This is a genomic window from Pantoea sp. sgz302252 (assembly GCF_047713085.1).
GTDB lineage: Bacteria > Pseudomonadota > Gammaproteobacteria > Enterobacterales > Enterobacteriaceae > Scandinavium.
Map to the genome: position 1 here is coordinate 64,198 of NZ_JBLFJW010000019.1, position 19,740 is coordinate 83,937.

Here is a 19,740-nt window from a genome sequence, read left to right on the forward strand (position 1 = left end):
CTCCAGAAATAATGAGCCGCCCTGTCGGAGTATCCAACAGGGCGTATTAAGAAGACATTAATGAGCGGCGTGATGCACTGCGTTAAAGCCCAGGTTTTTGAGTAGCGTCGCCGTCTGCGCATCGTCGCACAGGACGTTCAGCGAGGACCATTCGCGGCGCTCAAGGTAGTTTTTACGCAGCTTGTCGAATTCACCAGGGCCCCCGGCGACTTTCCGCAGCGGTGCATCATCGCGGCGCACATCATACACCAAATGGACCAGCCTTTTTAGCGTTGGCTGATCCAGCACGCCATGCAGCGTAATACGGCCAAATTCCGGCGCAGGCAGCAGTGTATCCAGCGATACCTGATGGGGCTTGCCGATGAACTTGCTGTAGGCTTCAAACACCTGCGTGGTACCGCGGGCTTTGCCTTCCAGCGTATAACCGGCGATATGAGCAGTGCCGATATCCACCCGATTCAGCAGTTCAGTATTCAGTTCTGGCTCAGGCTCCCAGACGTCCAGCACCACGCTGAGTTTTTGCCCGCCCTTCAGGCATTTCAGCAACGCGGCGTTATCAACCACCGGACCGCGGCAGGCATTAATCAGAATTGAGCCAGGTTTAAGGCGGGAGATCAGCGCTTCGTCGGCAAGATGCAGCGACTTATAGGGGCCGTCTTTAAACAGCGGCGTGTGGAAAGTCAGAATATCCGCTTCCTGCACCAGTTCATCCAGAGTGCGGAAATCCCCTTCGTCACCGCGATCGGCACGCGGTGGATCGCAAAGCAGCGTGCGGATGCCCAACGCTTCCAGACGTTTTTGCAGACGCCCGCCGACGTTACCCACGCCGACAATCCCCACGGTGCGATCTGCCAGCGCGAAACCATCACGCTCCGCCAGCATCAGCAGCGAGGAGAAAACATATTCAACCACCGCAATCGCATTGCAGCCCGGTGCAGCGGAAAAACCAATGCCCGCCTCAGCCAGCCACTTGTCATCCACATGATCGGTCCCCGCCGTGGCGGTGCCGACAAATTTAATCCCCTTTCCGGCCAGCAGCGCTTCATTCACTTTCGTGACCGAACGCACCATCAGCGCGTCAGCGTCATCGAGTTCATGCTGTGGAATGGGACGGCCGGGAACCGCCTTAACTTCACCCAAACGGCTAAAAAGCTCGCGGGCGTAGGGCATATTTTCATCAACAAGGATTTTCACGGTACAGTACCTGTCTGAAGCGAGAGTTAACCGGGGAAGTGTGCCATAATCTTGCCGCCAGGAACACTGAGCCTTGAGAACACCGACGGACATTCAGGATTTATCATGACGCAACCCATTTCAGGTCTGCCCGCCCGCCCTCCGGGGGAAGGAACAGCAACAAACACCATCGGCGAACAGCCGCTCTCCACCCAGCAGCGCACCGTGCTTGAAAGGCTGATTACGCGTCTTGTCGCGTTGACCTCACAGCAAAGCGCAGGCGTGTGGGCGGCAATGAAGCACGATTTAGGCCTGAAAAATGATGCGCAGCTTCTGTCGAAGCACTTCCCTGCCGCAGAGCAAAACCTGAACCAGCGTCTGGAAAGCGCGCAGCAAACGCACACCGTGCGCCAGGTTGTTGCCCAGTTAACCGAATTGCTGAGCCAGGGGAACAATCGTCAGGCCGTGAGCGATTATATCCGCCAGCAGTACGGTCAAACCGCGCTGAGCCAGCTCACGCCGGATCAACTGAAGAACGTCCTGCAACTTCTGCAAAGCAATCAGCTTGACATTCCTCAGCCACAGCAGCGACCAGGCACCACACGCCCCCTGCAACCGGCAGAGCACAACACGCTTAATCAGATGGTCAACAAAGTGGCTGCCTCTACGGGCGAATCCAGCAAGATAATCTGGCAGTCGATGCTGGAGCTGTCTGGCGTGAAAACCGGCGAACTGATCCCGGCTAAACACTTCAACCAGTTGATGACGTGGCTGCAGGCTCGCCAGACGCTAAGCGACCAAAAAGCGCCGACGCTGAACAGCCTTCAGGCCGCACTGAAACAGCCGATGGAACCGCAGGAGTTTTCCGCGCTGCGTGACTATGCCCAGCAAAACTGGCAGGCCACACCGCAGACTATTCTCACACCAGCGCAGGTGCAGGATTTGCTGAATCAGGTGTTCCTCAAGCGCGTAGAGCGTTCGCAAGATACGCTCGATATCAGCCATATTCAGCCAATTTACAGCCCGTTCACGCCATTCATTGAGAACTTAAAAGCGATGTCAGCCCGTCCTGGCCTGATGCTCGTCATGCTGTTAGTGGTGATTTTCCTGCTGTGGATTGTTATCTGACACAAAAAAAACGCCAGCGCCGATGAGACATCATGCGCTGGCGTTCTACTGACAGGCTATTAAGCGTTCAGCAGCTGTTTCGCCGTCTGTTTCACGCTTTCCAGCAGAACCTTAATATCTTCAAGGCAGACAGTCGGGTTCAGCAACGTCATCTTCAGGCAAGTCACGCCGTCTGCTTCCGTTACCCCAACGTTCGCACTGCCAGAGGCCAGCAGGACATCCCCGATACGCTGGTTTAACAGCGCCACAAACGCAGTATCTTTCTGCTCTGGACGGAAGCGGAACAGCACGCTCGCCAGTTGAGGCGTCATGACCAGCTCAAGTTCCGGCTGAGCCTGCACATATTCCGCAACCTGCTGTGCCAGCGTCACACCGTTATCGATGATCCCGGCGTACTGCTTTTTGCCCAGCGCTTCAAGACCCATCCACAGCTTCAGGGCATCAAAACGACGCGTGGTTTGCAGTGACTTCGACACCAGATTCGGCACCCCGTGCTCTTCGTCAAAATCAGAGTTCAGGTAAGCCGCCTGATAACGCATCAGCTCATAATGACGCGCTTCTTTTAACAGGAAAGCGCCGCAGCTGATGGTCTGGAAGAATTGCTTATGGAAATCGAGCGTGACGGAATCAGCGCTTTCCAGGCCATCCAGATAATGACGATACTTCTCTGAAAGCAGGAGTGCCCCGCCCCAGGCCGCATCAACATGCACCCAGATATTTTCTTTCGCCGCCAGAGCGGTAATATCAGGCAGCGGATCAATGGCACCGGCGTCGGTCGTCCCCGCGGTGGCCACAATCGCCATCACCTGCTCGCCATTGGCTTTCGCCTGCGCCAGTTTGGCTTTCAGGTCGTTGATGTCCATCCGCGAGAAAGCGTCGGTTTCGACCTGAACCACGGACTGATAGCCCAGCCCCATTAAAGCCATGTTCTTTTGCACCGAGAAGTGCGCTTCTTTAGAACAGAACACTTTAATTTTGCTGAGATCGCCGGTCAGGCCATGCTGCTGTACCGAGTGACCCTTGCCAGCAAAAAAGGCATCGCGCGCCAGCATCAGGCCCATCAGGTTACTTTGCGTGCCGCCGCTGGTGAACACACCAGCATCACCTGCGCTGTAGCCAACCTGCTCGCGCAGCCACTCAATGAGCTTGATCTCAATCAGAGTCGCCGACGGGCTTTGGTCCCAGGAGTCCATGCTCTGGTTGGTGGCGTTGATCAGGACTTCCGCAGCCTGGCTTATCACCAGGCTTGGGCAGTGCAGATGCGCCACGCACTGCGCGTGGTGCACCGACAGGCTGTCTTTGAGGAAATAGTCTACTGCCCGCGCAATGGTGGCCTCGTTACCGAGACCTTCCTGCGTGAAGGAGAGTTGAATGCGCTCGCGCAGCTGGTCAACGGTTTTGCCCTGATACATCTCAGGCTGCTTCAACCATTCCACGACGGCGCGCGTACTCTGCTCAATCGCCTGCTGGTAGGCCGCAATACTTTGCGCCGACCCGGACAGAATTGGATTTACGTCTGACATGTTGCTCTCGACTCCGATTAAACCGGCTTCACGCCAGCGCCCAGCAAGGCGTTCTCGAATTTATCGAGGAAGATTTCCAGCTCGCCCTGGGTGATCAGCAGCGAAGGCAGCAGGCGCAGAACGCAACCGTTGCGGCCACCACGCTCCAGGATAAGCCCGGACTCGAAGCATTTTTTCTGCAGCAGCGCAGAGAGTTCGCCATCTGCCGGGTAGCAGCCCATGTGATCCTGCGCTTCGTTTGGTTTGACGATTTCGATGCCGATCATCAATCCCAGGCCGCGAACGTGACCGATAACAGGGTAATGCTTCTGCATCTCCTTCAGTTTGCCTTTCAGCCACTCGCCTTTGGCGGCGACCTGATCGGCAATCCCTTCATCTTTCAGGATTTTCAGCGTGGTCAGGCCCGTTGCCATCGCCAACTGGTTGCCACGGAACGTGCCGGTGTGGTGCCCAGGAGACCAGGCATCAAACTGCTTTTTAATGCCCAGCACTGCCAACGGCAGACCGCCGCCGACCGCTTTTGACATCACAATGATGTCTGGCTCAATGCCTGCGTGTTCGAAGGCGAAGAATTTGCCAGTACGGGCAAAACCTGCCTGAACTTCGTCGATAATCAGCAGAATGCCGTGTTCCTGAGTCACTTTGCGAATGCGCTGCAGCCACTCAGCCGGCGCCGGATTCACGCCGCCTTCACCCTGCACTGCTTCGAGGATCACCGCGGCAGGTTTACGCACGCCGCTCTCAACGTCGTTGATCAGGTTGTCGAAATAGTAAGTCAGCGCTTTCACACCCGCTTCACCGCCAATGCCCAGCGGGCAGCGGTATTCATGCGGGTAAGGCAGGAATTGCACTTCCGGCATCATGTTGCTGACGGCTTCTTTCGGCGACAGGTTGCCGGTAACGGAAAGCGCGCCGTGCGTCATGCCGTGATAGCCGCCGGAGAAACTGATAACACCGGAACGGCCGGTCACTTTTTTCGCCAGCTTTAGCGCCGCTTCTACCGCATCTGCGCCAGATGGCCCAGTAAATTGCAGGCAATATTCGCGGCCCTGGCCCGGTAAAAGAGAGAGCAGATAAGCGGAAAACTCATCTTTTAAAGGGGTCGTGAGGTCAAGTGTATGTAACGGTAAGCCACTTGTGATGACACGTTGAATGCTTTGCAGCACATCGGGATGGTTATGACCAAGCGCCAGAGTGCCGGCACCGGCAAGACAGTCAAGATATTGATTATTTTCCACATCGGTTATCCAGACGCCCTGCGCTTTGGCAATCGCCAGGGGCAGTTTACGCGGATAACTCCTGACGTTAGATTCAAACTCAGCTTGTCTTTTTAAATAGACATCATTGCTTTGCGGGAAGGAAGTAGCACTTAAAGTATCAATACGGACTTTATCCGTCATCATATCACTCCTACAACCGCGGCTGATTAATCGCCGGATTGAATAATCGTTAAAAGGGTTCAGCCCAAAAAGGCGCGGCTAATATATGCCCTTTTGCCTGAGGACTCAATAATTATTTGCCTGCAAGAAAAATGAGATAATAATCTTATAAATCAAAGCAAAACAGACAAAGATGGGTCAACAATCAATTAAAAAGCTCGCTGGGATGCCAGCATTTAAAAAAATCAGATACTTTGAAAGTCAACCATAAGACCCGCAATGATATTGCGGTCTACACTCTATTTTACAGATTTTTACCAATTTGATGTAAAGACTGGCGTTCAGGATATTGTTTCCGCTTGTTTTACTGTAAAAGCCAATAAATATATCGCTTCGTTGTTGGAAATAATTTACTATCTCGCCGCTTTAATACCCCTTGTGGTTGTCATAAAAAATTAATGCGCAAATACCGGTAACGCGTAACGGCGAAACACGTTATCGACAACAGGAAATTTTTCCTGGGTTGTCACCAGAGAACTCCGCGGGCGGAGCTCTCGTAAGGCAAAGCAACTTGCCTTATGCCAGGAATGAAATTTTCTGCCATCCGTGATGGCGCCCTGATATGAGATTGTTATGACACGCATTTACCCACCTTTTGTCGTGGCCAAATTTGGCGGCACAAGCGTAGCCGATGCTGACGCGATGAACCGCAGTGCCGCTATTGTCCTCGCTGATCAGCAAGTCCGAGTGGTTGTTTTATCGGCCTCTTCCGGCGTAACCAACCAACTGGTCGCACTTTCTGAAGGCCTGGACGCCCAACAACGCCAGGATAAAATCGAGACGCTTCGAGCCCTTCAGCACACGATTCTTGCTGCCCTGAAACAGCCTGCCACTGTTCGTCAGAAAATTGACGCGCTGCTCGACAGGATCTCCACGCTTGCGCAAATCGCAGCCACCACGCCTTCTGCTGAGCTCAGTGATGAACTCGTCAGTCATGGCGAGTTGATGTCCAGCCTGCTGTTTACGGAGATATTACGTGAACGCGGCGTCAACGCTCAGTGGCTTGACGCCCGTGAGGTTATCCGTACGGATGCGCATTTTGGTTGTGCCGAACCCGACGTCAACGCTATCGCGCTACAGGCAAAAACTCAGGTTTTACCGCACGTCGAGCACGCGGTTGTCGTCACCCAAGGGTTTATTGGCAGTGATGCCGAAGGCCGAACAACGACGCTCGGGCGCGGCGGCAGTGATTACACCGCCTCCTTGCTTGGGGAAGCCTTACAGGCCAGCCGGGTGGATATCTGGACAGACGTGGCCGGGATCTACACCACCGACCCGAGGATCGTCCCTCAGGCCCAACGCATCGATACGATTTCGTTTTCCGAAGCCAGCGATATGGCGGCCTATGGCGCGAAAGTGCTCCATCCCGCCACGCTCCTGCCTGCCATGCGCAAGAATATTCCCGTGTTTGTTGGCTCCAGCAAAAATCCGTCTGCGGGCGGGACGCTGGTGTGTTGCGAAACAGAAGAGGTCCAGCGCTACCGGGCCATTGCCGTGCGTCGTAAGCAGACGCTCGTCAAATGCCGCCGCCCGGATAGCCTGCCGGTCTTCGACTTCAACGCAAAAATGTTCAGCCTTTTAGCGCAGAGCCAAATTGCGGCCGACCTGGTGACGACAGCCGAAACCGGCATGGCATTAGTGCTGGACGCAACCCACGCCACATCCGGTGACGACAACGAACTTATCGCCACGCTGCACGCGGCTCTCTCAGCGCATTGCACTCTGGAAGTTGAAACCGGGCTGGCATTGATGACCCTGGTCGGCCATCAGCTTTCGCAGTCGGCGGGCGTCTGTCAGGACGTGTTCTCTGAGCTGGATGAGTGTGCGGTTCGCCTGATTTGCCAGGGCGCTTCAGAGAGTAACCTCAGCTTCCTGCTTCCTGGCGATGCGGCAGATAACGCGGTCAAAGCTTTACACCGTCAGCTTTTCGAGCGAGTAGCCTGATTCTTAGCTGACTGTAGACGTAAAAAAAGGAGCCTTTCGGCTCCTTTTTCATTATCCGGCGTAATGATTACGCTTTCAGTTTACGCATCACCAGCGTGGCGTTGGTGCCGCCGAAACCGAAGCTGTTAGACATCACGGTGTTCAGCGCCTGCTCAGTTGGCTTGGTCACGATGTTCAGGCCAACAGCCTGCTCGTCCATCTCTTCGATGTTGATGCTTGGCGCAACGAAACCGTGCTCCAGCATCAGCAGGGAGTAAATCGCTTCCTGCACGCCAGCGGCACCCAGAGAGTGACCCGTCATCGCTTTGGTTGCGGAGATAGCTGGGGTGTTGTCGCCAAAGACTTCACGGATCGCGCCCAGTTCTTTCACATCGCCCACTGGCGTAGAAGTACCGTGGGAGTTCAGATAGTCGATAGGGGCATCCAGGCCTTCCATCGCCATCTTCATGCAGCGCACTGCGCCTTCACCGGATGGAGCAACCATGTCTGCACCGTCAGAGGTTGCGCCGTAGCCAACCACTTCTGCGTAGATGTGTGCGCCACGGGCCAGAGCGTGTTCCAGTTCTTCAACCACAACCATACCGCCGCCGCCTGCGATAACGAAGCCGTCACGGCTCGCATCATAAGTACGGGAAGCTTTTTCTGGGGTTTCGTTGTACTTGGTGGACAGCGCGCCCATCGCGTCGAATTCACAGGCCATTTCCCAGCACAGCTCTTCGCCGCCGCCAGCAAACACGATGTCCTGTTTGCCCAGCTGAATTTGCTCAACTGCGCTGCCGATGCAGTGTGCAGACGTCGCACAAGCAGAGCTAATGGAGTAGTTTACGCCGTGGATTTTGAACGGGGTGGCGAGGCAAGCAGAAACCGCAGAGGCCATCGCTTTGGTGACCACATAAGGGCCAACCGCTTTCAGGCCGCGCGGGCTACGCATGGCGTCTGCACCGAACACCTGAGATTTTGAAGAACCGCCAGATCCGGCAATCAGGCCCACACGTGGATTGTTCTGATAGACCTCTTCTTTCAGCCCGGCGTCTTCAACAGCCTGCTGCATAGAGAGGTAAGCGTAGATAGAGGCATCGTTCATGAAACGGACCACTTTACGGTCAATCAGACCGGTGGTGTCCAGTTTGACGTTACCCCACACGTGGCTACGCATTCCAGAATCTTTGAATTCCTGAGAGAAAGTGATCCCCGAGCGTCCTTCACGCAGAGATGCCAGGACTTCCTGCTGGTTGCTACCGATGCTGGAAACGATGCCCAGGCCAGTAATCACTGCACGTTTCATTCAATACCTCTGTAAGTCGCACTATTTTAAGTTTCGAGTCGCAAGATAGCGTACACTTGTACGCCGAACAAGTCCGATCAGCCAATTTATGTATAAATTTGCGCCTTCAGGCACACATCGCTAAGATCGCCGCACGCCTTGCATTGCGAGTAACTTACGTGAAACAAAACGCCATACAACCTGCCAACCTTGAATTTAACGCTGAGGGTACACCTGTTTCCCGAGATTTTGATGATGTCTATTTTTCCAACGATAACGGTCTGGAAGAGACCAGATACGTGTTTCTCGGTGGTAACCGGATACCCGAACGTTTTGCTGCTCACGACCGGGCCCATTTCGTGGTTGCCGAAAGCGGATTCGGTACAGGATTGAATTTCCTCACGCTCTGGCAGGCGTTTTCAGAATTTCGCCGCACCTCCCCGCAGGCTACGCTGCAAAGATTACATTTCATCAGTTTTGAAAAATTCCCGCTGCGTGCCGATGACCTGAAACTCGCTCATCAGCACTGGCCTGAACTGGACAGTTTTGCCACGCAGCTTCAGGCGCAGTGGCCACTGCCGTTTTCTGGCTGCCACCGCCTGCTTTTGGAGGGCGGAAATGTCACGCTCGACCTGTGGTTTGGCGATATTAACGAGCTGGTTGATACGCTGGACGACTCGCTTAATCAGCAGGTTGATGCCTGGTTCCTCGATGGCTTTGCTCCCTCGAAAAACCCGGATATGTGGACGCCGACGTTGTTCAATGCCATGGCGAGGCTGGCACGTCCGGAGAGCACGGTGGCAACTTTTACCTCCGCAGGTTTTGTGCGTCGTGGTCTGAATGAGGCCGGTTTCAGCATGCAAAAAACGAAAGGCTTCGGGCGTAAGCGAGAAATGCTGACCGGGCAGCGGAATATTACTCAACCAGCCCAGAGCAAAACGCCGTGGTTTGCCCGCACGGGCAGCACAACGAAAGAGACCGCCATCGTCGGCGGCGGCATTGCCAGCGCCCTGCTCTCTCTTGCACTTTTGCGTCGCGGCTGGAAGGTGACGCTCTATTGTGAAGATGCGATGCCTGCACAAGGGGCATCCGGCAACCGTCAGGGCGCGCTTTATCCCTTGCTTAGCGCTCACGACGCCGCGCTGGAACAATTCTTCCCCGCCGCTTTTACCTTCGCCCGCCGGTATTACGATTCGCTGCCTCTCGACTTTGATCATGAGTGGTGTGGCGTCACTCAGCTGGGCTGGGATGAGAAAAGCGCTAAGAAAATAACCAACATGCTGGCGCTGGGCCTGCCCGAAGAAATTGCTGTTGCGATTTCAGCAGAGCAAGCGAATGACATGACCGGCGTGGAAACAGGCTGCGGTGGCATTCATTATCCGCTCGGCGGCTGGTTGTGCCCGGCTCAGTTAACGGCGAATGCGCTGGAATTCGCGCGTCAGCAAGGTCTGAACGTGCACTGGAATCACTGTTGTGAACAGCTTGTGGCTGACGATAAAGGCTGGAACCTGCGTTTTGCCAGTGGCGAAAACGTTCATCATGCCAGTGTGGTGCTGGCAAACGGACACAAGATTCATCAGTTTAGCCAGACCGAAGCGCTGCCCGTCTATGCTGTTGGCGGTCAAGTGAGCCATATTCCCACCACGCCTGCTTTAGCAAAACTTCGCAATGTGCTTTGTTATGACGGCTATCTGACCCCGCAGGATCCTCACCATCAACAACACTGCATCGGCGCCAGCTACCATCGTGGCAAGGCAGAGATGCACTACAGTGATGAAGATCAGCAGCAGAATCGCCAGCGTCTGCTGGATTGTTTCCCTGATGCGGAATGGGCAAAAGAGGTGGATGTCAACGCCGGTGACGCTCGCTGCGGCGTGAGATGTGCCACACGCGATCATCTGCCAATGCTTGGCAATGTGCCGGATTATTCGCGAACGCTGGACACTTACGCCAGCCTGGCTGAGAACAGTGAAAATGCGCCGACTGCGCCTGTGCATGAAAATCTGTTCATGCTGGCTGCACTGGGTTCCCGTGGTTTGTGTACCGCGCCACTGACAGCCGAAGTGCTGGCGGCACAGATGAGCCACGAACCGTTGCCGCTAAACAGCATCACGCTTGCGGCACTCAATCCAAATCGCCTGTGGGTCCGAAAACTACTGAAAGGTAAAGCCGTGCTCAAAGCAGGCTGATGCGCTGCCGCGCCTGCTTGCGGTACTGCAACGGCGTCTGGTGCATCATGCGTTTAAAGCAGGTGATAAAGTAGGTTGTTTCCTGAAAACCTACTTTCACCGCGATCTCCTCCACGCTCATTTCGCTGGTGCGCAGCAAATCACAGCTGCGCTTTAACCTTCGGGTCAGCAAATATTCGTGAATACTGCCGCCCGTCTGCTGACGAAAAATGCGCGAGGTGTAGCTGCGGGACAAGCCAATGTCACGCGCTAACTCCTCCAGCGAAAACTTCTCCCCGTAGTGTTTTTCCAGCCATTGCATGATTTGCGCAGAAGCCGTTTGCTGCTGCGGCGTGCTGATCGTCGGCTGTGCCGGAAGCAACGACAAAATTTGCATCACCAGAAACGCGACTTCATCCGCCGGATAATGTTCACGCGACTCCAGCGCGGCAAACTGTGCCAGCACGGTTTCCATATACGCGGCATGTTCACCTAAATCATAAGCCTGAGCGGGTGCGCTGGTCGCCGCCAGATGCGCAAACTGCGCCTGAAAACGAGGAAACTGTTGCAGGTTACTTTCGACGGCTGACTGCTCGATATGCATCGTCGAACGGTGGTAATGATTGTGCTCGCTCTCGTCGACATGCACTTTGTGCAACCGAAAGGGCGGGAAGATAAACAGACGACCGGGGCGCGCAGTGTAGTGCTGATTATCAACCACCACGATGCCATAACCGTTAGAAATATAAAGAAACTCTACGCACTGATGCCAGTGGTAGTAGAGCGCGCTCGACCCTCTCATCCGGTTGAATGAGATAGCCTGATGTTCAAGCGTTATCCGTTCCAGTAATTGCGCATCGCCCATACCGCCACCATGACAACAGAATTAAATTTTTAGCCTACGGTTTGCAATTTATTGCCCTGTTTGGCGGGAAAATCCAGTGAAGTTGAAATGGCGGTTCATTTTTGTGAAGCGGCTCACTCAGCGCAGGAAAGAAAAGCGGCTAGGCTTGGTTTCGCCGCAGGAATGCTGGCGATAACAAATCCAATAACAATCACTTTTCCTTGATCTCGTGTCTGACGGGAGGGCCTCGTGCAACCTGAAAACATTACCTTTGATAATCCCTTAAAAGAACGTCGCGACCTGACAAAATGGGTGAACGAAATACTCAATGCCGTGACGCCATTCTTCAAAAATAATGCCAGCGGGATCGATCTCGCTAACTTCACCACCCATTACGGCCAACGCATTGCCAACATGGAAGCGTTCTCCCGTTTGCTGTGGGGCGTGACACCGCTGCTGGCAGGCGGTCAGGAACCGGAACAACTTTCACTTTATATTCAGGCCATTAAAAACGGTGTCAATCCAGAACATCCAGACTATTGGGGTGAAATCGACCAGAGCGATCAGCGTGTTGTGGAAATGGCGGCTTACGGGCTGCTGTTAGCGCTCGCCCACCAGCCGCTGCTGGCGCATTTTAATGAGCAGGAAAAGCAGCAACTCTGGCACTGGCTGAAGCAAAGTGAAACCGCCACCATTCCGGACAACAACTGGCATTTTTTCCCGATTCTGGTGCAAGTCGGTTTTCATCGCGCAGGAATGCCGGTCAACCGCGAGGCCATCGAGCGTCATTTTGATGCCATGGAGCGCTACTGGCTGGGTGACGGCTGGTACAGCGACGGCCCAGAACGCCCGCGCGACTACTACATTTCCATGGGCTTTCACTTCTACGGCCTGATTTATTCCCATCTGATGAAAGACGTTGACCCACAACGTTGCGCAGTGTTGCGTGAAAGGGCCGCCGTTTTCGCTCAGGATTTTATTCACTTCTTCGAGGAAAACGGCGCAGCCATTCCTTTCGGTCGAAGCCTGACCTACCGTTTCGCCCAGGCCGCCTTCTGGAGCGCCGCGGCTTTTGTCGGGCTGGACGTATTTTCGCCGGGCATCATGAAAGGCATCGTTTTGCGCCATCTGCGTTGGTGGATGCAGCAACAGCCGTTTGACCGGGATGGCGTGCTGAGCGTCGGCTACAGCTATCCGAACCTGATTATGGCTGAAGATTACAACGCGCCAGGTTCACCGTACTGGGCATTGAAAACCGTGCTGGTACTGGCGCTCGGTGAAAACAGTACCTTCTGGCAGGCGGAAGAAGAAGCTCTGCCAGCACGCCACACACCTCACGCTATTCCTCGTGCAGACCAGGTGTTGGTCCATCAGCCGCATCATCTGTGGATGCTGACCTCCGGGCAGTGGGAGCGAAATAACTTCGTCAACACCGAAGCCAAATACTGCAAGTTTGCCTACTCCACACGCTATGCCTTTAACGTTGAACGCGGGCGCTTCGACCTGCCGCATGCTTCACCCGATTCGATGCTGCTGCTCAGCGAAAAAGACAATTACTGGCGCGGCCGTCGTGACTGCGTGCAGGTCACCACCCAGCAAAATTACCTCTACAGCCGTTGGCAGCCCTGGAATGACGTCACTGTCGACACCTGGTTGGTGGCGCAAGGAAACTGGCAAATTCGTGTTCATCATCTGAAAGCAGCACGCGAGCTGGACACGGCGGAAGGCGGTTTTAGCCTTTGCTCTCGCCCTCAGCCAGAACAATGTACGGAAACCGGAAAAAGCCTGCTGAGCAGCGAAACAGATCTCAGTGCGATTCACTGTCTGAGCCTGCATCCGCGCCAGGGCGAGGTCGTTCTCACACCGCCAAACAGCAATCTTCTGTTTGCCGACAGGGCTGCCGTGCCGGTTTTACGCGGTGAGCTTTCCGTTGGCCAGCATTTACTGGTGTGCGCCGTCTGGGCCGGTGATCCGCAGGATTACGACGCAAACAGTCTGCCGCAGATAAGCCTTCACGAAAAAGTGATCCAGCTGAAATCAGCGGCAATGGAAACGCAATTCACCCTGCCGGAACTGCCGTAAAGCGGAGGAAAAATCATGTCGACAAGGTCCCCACGCAGTGCGCAATTCAAGATGAGCAGCTTCATCTTTCTGTACTTCTTTACCTGGTCTTCAAGCTTCGGGCTGTATGCCCTGTGGCTGAGTCAGAAAGTTGGGCTCGACAGCATCACCATCGGCAGCGTGTTCGCCATTAACGGCGTGTTTGCGGTGATCATGAAGCCGGTTTATGGCTACATCATGGACAAGATCGGGATGAGCAAATGGCTGCTCTATTTTGTCTGTGCCGTTTCCGCGCTGATGGCGCCGTTCTTCGTCACCGTCTATCAGCCGTTGCTGTTGAGCCATACAACCGTCGGTATTTTTATCGGGGCGTTTTATCTCAGCCTTGGCTGGTACGCGGGCGTTGCCGCCGCGGAATCCTATACCGACCGCTTCAGCCGCCTTTATGGGTTAGAGTTCGGACGCATCCGCATGTGGGGTTCGCTGGGCTGGGCGATGGCGGCCTCGGTCTCAGGCGTGCTGTTTAACTTCACACCGTTAGCCAACTTCGTGGTCAGCAGCACGACCTCCGTTTTGATGCTGCTGGTGCTTATTAGTCTGAAAATTGGCGATGAACAGCTGCGCAGCAACAACGTCATCTCTGAGAACAAAATCGTGTTCAGCGATGTGATTTTGCTGCTGAAGAACCGCAAATTCTGGATGTTCAGCCTGTATGTGGCGGGTGTGGCCTGGATGATGTTTGTCGCCGAACAGCAATTTCCGCGCTACTTCGTCTCCTTCTTCGACACCAAAGAGCAAGGCAACGCCTGGTATGGCTACCTGAGTACCGTCCAGTCCGGCACTGAGTTCGTGATGATGATGTTTATCCCGATGCTGGTGAACCACTACGGCGCCAAAAAAGGCCTGCTGCTGTGCGGTTGTGTGGTTGGCGCGCGCCTGATTGCCTCAGGGTTGACCACCGATCCGCTGATGATCTCCATTATCAAGCCGTTGTACGGCATGGAGATTGCCCTGCTGTTGATTTCGGTCTTCAAGTATATCGCCGAGCACTTCAACAAGAAGGTCAACGCCACCATGTATCTGCTGGGTTATCAGGCAATGATCTATGTCGGCTCGGTGGTTGTCGCGCCGCCAGCCGGTTATCTGTACGCCAAAATCGGCTTTGAACACACCTATCTGATGATGGGCTGTTGCGCCCTGTTCTTCACCCTGGTTTCCAGTTTCACCCTTTCGCGCTGCCGTTCAGCTCGCCATCCCGAGGCTGAAGAGCAGCACGTTCTGGACACTGTGTCCGTTGCCCCCGCTAAAAGTCATTAAGGAGATACCATGACCGCTTCCGTTGTTACCGAACCGCTGCGCCCTGTTGAGCTCTACGCGATTGACCGCCAGGCGTTGCGCCAAAGTCTGGATGCCGCGCTGGGTCGCGTCACAAGAAAACTCGACAAAAATATCACCGCCTTCGGCGACAGTTTCCCGGGCGAAGCCTGTGAAGGCGGCATCTGGCCACGTACGAAAAATGTTGAGTGGACCACCAGCTTCTGGACAGGCCAGCTCTGGCTGGCGTGGGAGATGACCGGAAAAGCGCATTATCGTGAGGCCGCCGAACGTACCCTGCCGTCTTTCTACGAGCGTATTGAGAAACGAATCGAAACCGCCACGCATGACCTGGGTTTTCTCTATTCATTGTCTTGCGTCAGTGCCTGGCGGTTGACCGGCAATGAAACCGCACGTCAGTCGGCATTACAGGCGGCGGACGCGCTGATGGAGCGTTTCAACCCGACGGCAAAAATCATTCAGGCGTGGGGCGACCTGAACGACCCAGAGCAGCAAGGTCGGATGATCATCGACTGCAATATGAACCTGCCGCTGCTGTACTGGGCCAGCGAACAAACCGGCGATGCACGTTATGCACAAGCCGCAACTGCGCATGCAGAACAAGCGGCACGCTATATTGTGCGCCCCGATGCTTCCACCTATCACACGTACTATATGGATGTGAAAACGGGTGAACCACGCTTCGGCAATACCCATCAGGGTTACAGCGACAGCTCCTGCTGGTCACGCGGTCAGGCGTGGGGGATTTATGGCTTTCTGCTGAGCTATCTCCACACCGGCGATAAAAGCATGGTCGAGTTATCACGCAGCCTGACGCACTACTTTATCAATCGCCTGCCGGAAGATTCTGTTTGTCATTGGGACCTGGCATTGCTGGGCACAGACGCCGTGCGCGACAGTTCAGCAGCAGCGATCACCGTGTGCGGGTTGCTGGAACTGGTCAAAGCACTGCCAACGCTTGATCCCCATCGGGCGCATTACGAAGAGATGGCGCTGCGGATCATGCAATCGCTGACGGACAATTACCTCGCCCATGACGATGAGCCTTGTGAAGGTTTGTTGAAGCATTCCGTGTATCACATGGCGAGCGGCAAAGGCGTGGATCAGTGCTGTAGCTGGGGGGATTATTTCTATCTTGAAGCGATGGTGAGATTACGTCAGATTTGGCCACTTTACTGGTAAACCATGATGCCGGGTGGCGGCTAACGCCTTACCCGGCCTACGGAACTTGTAGGCCGGGTAAGCGCAGCGCCACCCGGCAATCCTTCAGACTTTCGCCTTCTGGAACAACGTGTCCCACATTCCCAGCACCAGAGCCTGGTCACGAGGATTGAGTTCCCCCGCCTGAATCGCCTTTTCCAGGCTGTGAGACACTTCTCCGTAAACCGCTTCTGGGGAGTGATCGTCGCCCGCTTCCAGCTCAGCGACGGCCAGCGTCAAGTGACCGCGCAGATAACCGCTGGCAAACAGCTCGTCATCACTGGCGTGTTCCACCATCTCATCAATTAACGCCAGAATGCGCGATTCAAATTCTGCGATCATCTTCTTTCCTCAATTTAGATATCTTCCGGCCAGGGGAAGTGTTCCGCCTTTAACGTCGGCGTTTGATAAAACTCTTGTAATGCCTTGATGAAACGCGCCGGGCGAGCAGGAATGCCTTGTTCCAGATACTCCATCACCTGCGCGTGGACACGGCGCTGAAAGACGATGCGATCAGGCTCGAAGTCACCTTCAAGGTTGTCGCAGCTCACGTTGAACGGGAAACCCGCCGCCACGCAAAACAGCCAGTCAAACGCCTGCGGTTTCACTTCCACATCTTCGAACTTGCTTTGCGTCATCGCATCGCGACCATCCGGGCAATACCAGTAACCAAAATCAACCTGCTTACGGCGTTCCGCCCCGGCAATGCACCAGTGTGAAATTTCGTGCAGCCCGCTGGCATAGAAGCCATGCGCAAAGACGATGCGGTTGAACAGCGCCTCGTCATCAGCAGGAAGATAAACGGGTTCGTCGTCGCCTTTAATCAGACGGGTATTAAAATCATCGGCAAAGCAGCCGTCGAAGATGTCGATCAGCTGCTGATAATGGTGTTGTTGTTGCATCAGTGAAGTCCCAACCACTGGAGGATTTCAGCCCCATGGCTGTCATAGAGAAGTTTAGCGCTCATCACCGCCGAAACGATAACAATCATCGGTCGGATCAGCTTTTGTCCTTTGCTGAGCACCAGCCGCGATCCCATTCGCGCCCCTAAAAATTGCCCGGCCATCATCACGACCCCCGTCGCCCAAAGGACTTTGCCGCCGATAATAAACAGCAGCAATCCGCCCACGTTAGAGGTGGCATTCAGCACTTTGGCATGAGCGGTGGATTTTGCCAGGTTAAACCCGGCGAGCGTGACGAAGGCCAGCGCATAAAACGAGCCTGCACCTGGGCCAAAAAAACCGTCATAAAAGCCGACACAACCGCCTGCAATCAAGGCAAACGGTAAACCGTGAAGGCGACGCTGACGATCCTCTTCCCCGAGTTTTGGCATCAACAGGAAGTACAGCCCAATCCCTATCACCAGCAGCGGTAGAATCTGACGTAATACGTCGGATTTCACGTGCTGCACCAGCAGCGCACCGGTCATCGACCCGATAAAGGTCATCAGGATATTGAGCTTTTGATCCTTTAAATTCACCACGCCGCGGCGAACAAAATAGAGCGAGGAAGAGAGCGACCCACCGCAAGCCTGCAGCTTGTTAGTGGCCAGCGCATTGGCCGGTGACATTCCCACCGCCAACAGCGCCGGTATGGTCAACAGACCACCGCCACCCGCCAGCGAATCGATAAACCCGGCCAGCAGCGCGACAAAGAAAAGTGCCACCAGCAACAGCGGTGACACCATAAAAATTTCAGTGAAATGTTCCATCACAGCACATGTTCATCCAGTAGCGCCTGGCAGGAAGGCGGCAACGGTGGCGGCGTCTTCTTCTCAGGTTTGGTTGATCCTGGTTTCGGTGGCTCAAACCAGCTTTGCAGTTCCGCCCCGCAACCGTCACCGGCAGGTGGCGCAGCCTGATCCTGACATTCCAGGCTTCCCGCCGGGCAACGCAGACGCACATGCATATGCGCACGATGCTGGAACCAGGGACGCACTTTGCGCAGCCAGTCGCGATCGGTGCCCGCATCCAGGCAAAGCTGCTGCTTGATGGCCGGGTTGACGAAAATACGCGTCACGTCGTTATCTTCCGCCGCCAGCTTAATCAGGCTGCTGATTTGCGGTGTCCACAGCGACGAGCGTACGTGCTTGCCGTCTGCCGCGACCAAATCCAGCGCTTGCGGCTTCAGCAATTGAGCCGACGTCCAGCGTGTTTGCGGAAGTTGCAGGAAAATGTCCACGTCCAGACCACTCTGGTGACTGGCGTGGCCACCGTTAAAACGTCCGCCCGCCGGCATCCCCATATCGCCAATCAGCAGCGTGCCCATCCCCAGGTTATGCACCTGATTGCTGAGACGCTGAATGAACAAAATCAGATCGGGATGACCGAAGTAGCGACGCTGGTCGGTGCGCATGATCTGATAGTTATCAGACTGCGGCGGCAACCCTTGCGCCCCAACGATACACCCGTTGGCAAACGCACCGATTGACTGCGCAGAGCCGGGGATCGGCTGAGTGATTTTCTGCCATGGCGTGGCGGCGAAACCCGCGCTACTGGCGAGCAGAGCCAGCAGCGCAATAACAGTTTTTTTCATTTTCCCGCATCTTCCTTGCGTGATTACCAGCGAGGAATGGAGGTGGTGACATCCGCATTCTGCGCACGCTGGCGCAGCAGATGATCCATCAGTACGATCGCCAGCATGGCTTCTGCGATCGGCACTGCGCGGATACCCACGCACGGATCGTGACGCCCTTTAGTGACCATCTCCACTTCTTCGCCGAAACGATTGATCGTGCGGCCTGGCACGGTGATGCTGGACGTCGGTTTCAGCGCCATGTGAGCCACAATTTGTTGGCCACTGCTGATCCCGCCCAGAATACCGCCAGCGTGGTTGCTCTGGAAACCGGCTTTGGTGATTTCATCGCGGTTTTCGCTACCGCGCAGACTGACAACCTCAAAACCGTCGCCAATTTCCACGCCTTTCACCGCATTGATGCTCATCAGCGCATGCGCGATATCCGCATCCAGTCGGTCGAAAACAGGTTCGCCCAGGCCTGGCGGCACGCCATCAGCCACTACGGTGATTTTCGCGCCAATCGAATCGCCTTCTTTTTTCAGGCCGCGCATCAGTTCATCGAGCGCTTCGATTTTGTCCGGATCCGGGCAGAAGAACGGGTTCTGCTCGACCTGGCTCCAGTCTTTGATGTCCAGCGGAATGTCGCCCATTTGGGTCATGCAGCCGCGGATAGCAATACCGAATTTCTCGGCCAGATATTTTTTGGCAATCGCCCCTGCCGCCACGCGCATGGCGGTTTCGCGAGCGGAAGAACGCCCGCCGCCGCGATAATCACGCAGACCATACTTTTGCTCGTAGGTGTAATCGGCGTGGCCCGGACGGAATACGTCCTTGATGGCGCTGTAATCCTGCGAGCGCTGATCGGTGTTTTCAATCAGCAGCCCAATGCTGGTACCGGTGGTCACACCTTCGAAAACGCCGGAAAGGATTTTCACCTGATCGGGTTCACGGCGTTGGGTGGTATAGCGTGACGTGCCTGGGCGACGACGGTCGAGATCGTGCTGCAGGTCGGCTTCCGTCAACGGGATGCCCGGCGGCACGCCGTCAACGATGCAGCCAAGCGCGACACCGTGAGATTCGCCAAAGGTGGTTACGCGAAAGAGTTGTCCAATTGTGTTTCCTGCCATCACGGCTCCGATCGAGT

Annotated in this window: 16 protein-coding genes; 6 read left to right on the forward strand and 10 right to left on the reverse strand. The window is 55.1% G+C overall.

All coding sequences use genetic code 11. The features are described 5' to 3' along the window. Nucleotides 1-57: 57 nt before the first annotated feature. The gene (gene pdxB, locus ACLW56_RS15295) at nt 58-1,194 is read right to left on the reverse strand and encodes a 4-phosphoerythronate dehydrogenase PdxB (protein WP_330984610.1); all 1,137 of its coding nucleotides are present in this window, start codon (nt 1,192-1,194) and stop codon (nt 58-60) included. Between the two features lie 105 nt (nt 1,195-1,299). On the opposite strand from pdxB, the gene flk reads away from it, so the two are divergent. Next, nucleotides 1,300-2,301: a flagella biosynthesis regulator Flk gene (gene flk, locus ACLW56_RS15300; RefSeq protein ID WP_330984611.1), complete on the forward strand. Its 1,002-nt coding sequence runs from the start codon at nt 1,300-1,302 to the stop codon at nt 2,299-2,301. A 59-nt stretch (nt 2,302-2,360) separates the two neighbouring features. On the opposite strand, the gene ACLW56_RS15305 is transcribed toward flk, so the two are convergent. Together ACLW56_RS15305 and ACLW56_RS15310 are read right to left on the reverse strand one after the other, a co-directional pair. Further along, nucleotides 2,361-3,824 (reverse strand): aspartate aminotransferase family protein, encoded by a 1,464-nt coding sequence (locus tag ACLW56_RS15305; RefSeq protein ID WP_330984612.1) that lies wholly within the window; start codon nt 3,822-3,824, stop codon nt 2,361-2,363. Between the two features lie 17 nt (nt 3,825-3,841). Next, a complete protein-coding gene (locus tag ACLW56_RS15310) occupies nt 3,842-5,224 on the reverse strand; it encodes a diaminobutyrate--2-oxoglutarate transaminase (RefSeq protein ID WP_330984613.1) in 1,383 nt (460 codons plus the stop codon). A 612-nt stretch (nt 5,225-5,836) separates the two neighbouring features. Here ACLW56_RS15310 and lysC point away from each other — a divergent pair. After that, nucleotides 5,837-7,207 (forward strand): lysine-sensitive aspartokinase 3, encoded by a 1,371-nt coding sequence (gene lysC / locus ACLW56_RS15315; protein WP_330984614.1) that lies wholly within the window; start codon nt 5,837-5,839, stop codon nt 7,205-7,207. A 67-nt stretch (nt 7,208-7,274) separates the two neighbouring features. On the opposite strand, the gene fabB is transcribed toward lysC, so the two are convergent. Beyond that, a complete protein-coding gene (gene fabB, locus ACLW56_RS15320) occupies nt 7,275-8,492 on the reverse strand; it encodes a beta-ketoacyl-ACP synthase I (RefSeq protein ID WP_330984615.1) in 1,218 nt (405 codons plus the stop codon). Between the two features lie 158 nt (nt 8,493-8,650). On the opposite strand from fabB, the gene mnmC reads away from it, so the two are divergent. Further along, the gene (gene mnmC / locus ACLW56_RS15325) at nt 8,651-10,660 is read left to right on the forward strand and encodes a bifunctional tRNA (5-methylaminomethyl-2-thiouridine)(34)-methyltransferase MnmD/FAD-dependent 5-carboxymethylaminomethyl-2-thiouridine(34) oxidoreductase MnmC (RefSeq protein ID WP_330984616.1); all 2,010 of its coding nucleotides are present in this window, start codon (nt 8,651-8,653) and stop codon (nt 10,658-10,660) included. Here the strand turns inward: mnmC and ACLW56_RS15330 are convergent. Next, nucleotides 10,647-11,504: an AraC family transcriptional regulator gene (locus tag ACLW56_RS15330; protein WP_330984617.1), complete on the reverse strand. Its 858-nt coding sequence runs from the start codon at nt 11,502-11,504 to the stop codon at nt 10,647-10,649. The genes mnmC and ACLW56_RS15330 overlap by 14 nt on opposite strands. Nucleotides 11,505-11,732: 228 nt before the next feature. Here ACLW56_RS15330 and ACLW56_RS15335 point away from each other — a divergent pair, with 228 nt between their 5' ends. From ACLW56_RS15335 to ACLW56_RS15345, 3 genes are read left to right on the forward strand one after another with little or no spacing between them, the layout of a single operon-like run. Further along, nucleotides 11,733-13,565, forward strand: coding sequence for a DUF2264 domain-containing protein (locus ACLW56_RS15335; RefSeq protein ID WP_330984618.1), 1,833 nt, complete (start codon nt 11,733-11,735; stop codon nt 13,563-13,565). A 15-nt stretch (nt 13,566-13,580) separates the two neighbouring features. Continuing rightward, a complete protein-coding gene (locus ACLW56_RS15340) occupies nt 13,581-14,861 on the forward strand; it encodes an oligosaccharide MFS transporter (RefSeq protein ID WP_330984619.1) in 1,281 nt (426 codons plus the stop codon). Nucleotides 14,862-14,870: 9 nt separating this feature from the next. After that, nucleotides 14,871-16,061 (forward strand): glycoside hydrolase family 88 protein, encoded by a 1,191-nt coding sequence (locus tag ACLW56_RS15345; RefSeq protein ID WP_330984620.1) that lies wholly within the window; start codon nt 14,871-14,873, stop codon nt 16,059-16,061. Nucleotides 16,062-16,145: 84 nt separating this feature from the next. On the opposite strand, the gene ACLW56_RS15350 is transcribed toward ACLW56_RS15345, so the two are convergent. The 5 genes from ACLW56_RS15350 to aroC are packed head-to-tail and all read right to left on the reverse strand — an operon-like array spanning nt 16,146 to nt 19,723. After that, entirely contained in the window at nt 16,146-16,421 is a 276-nt protein-coding gene (locus ACLW56_RS15350) for a YfcL family protein (RefSeq protein ID WP_330984621.1), read from the reverse strand. 14 nt (nt 16,422-16,435) lie between these two features. After that, complete coding sequence (locus ACLW56_RS15355; protein ID WP_330984622.1) at nt 16,436-16,981, reverse strand: elongation factor P hydroxylase; 546 nt, start codon at nt 16,979-16,981, stop codon at nt 16,436-16,438. Then, entirely contained in the window at nt 16,981-17,790 is an 810-nt protein-coding gene (locus tag ACLW56_RS15360; protein WP_330984623.1) for a sulfite exporter TauE/SafE family protein, read from the reverse strand. Before ACLW56_RS15360 ends, ACLW56_RS15355 begins: the two co-directional genes overlap by 1 nt. After that, the gene (gene mepA / locus ACLW56_RS15365) at nt 17,790-18,614 is read right to left on the reverse strand and encodes a penicillin-insensitive murein endopeptidase (protein ID WP_330984624.1); all 825 of its coding nucleotides are present in this window, start codon (nt 18,612-18,614) and stop codon (nt 17,790-17,792) included. The genes ACLW56_RS15360 and mepA overlap by 1 nt, the downstream gene beginning before the upstream one ends. Before the next feature lie 23 nt (nt 18,615-18,637). Next, entirely contained in the window at nt 18,638-19,723 is a 1,086-nt protein-coding gene (gene aroC, locus ACLW56_RS15370; protein ID WP_330984625.1) for a chorismate synthase, read from the reverse strand. Between the last annotated feature and the right edge of the window lie 17 nt (nt 19,724-19,740).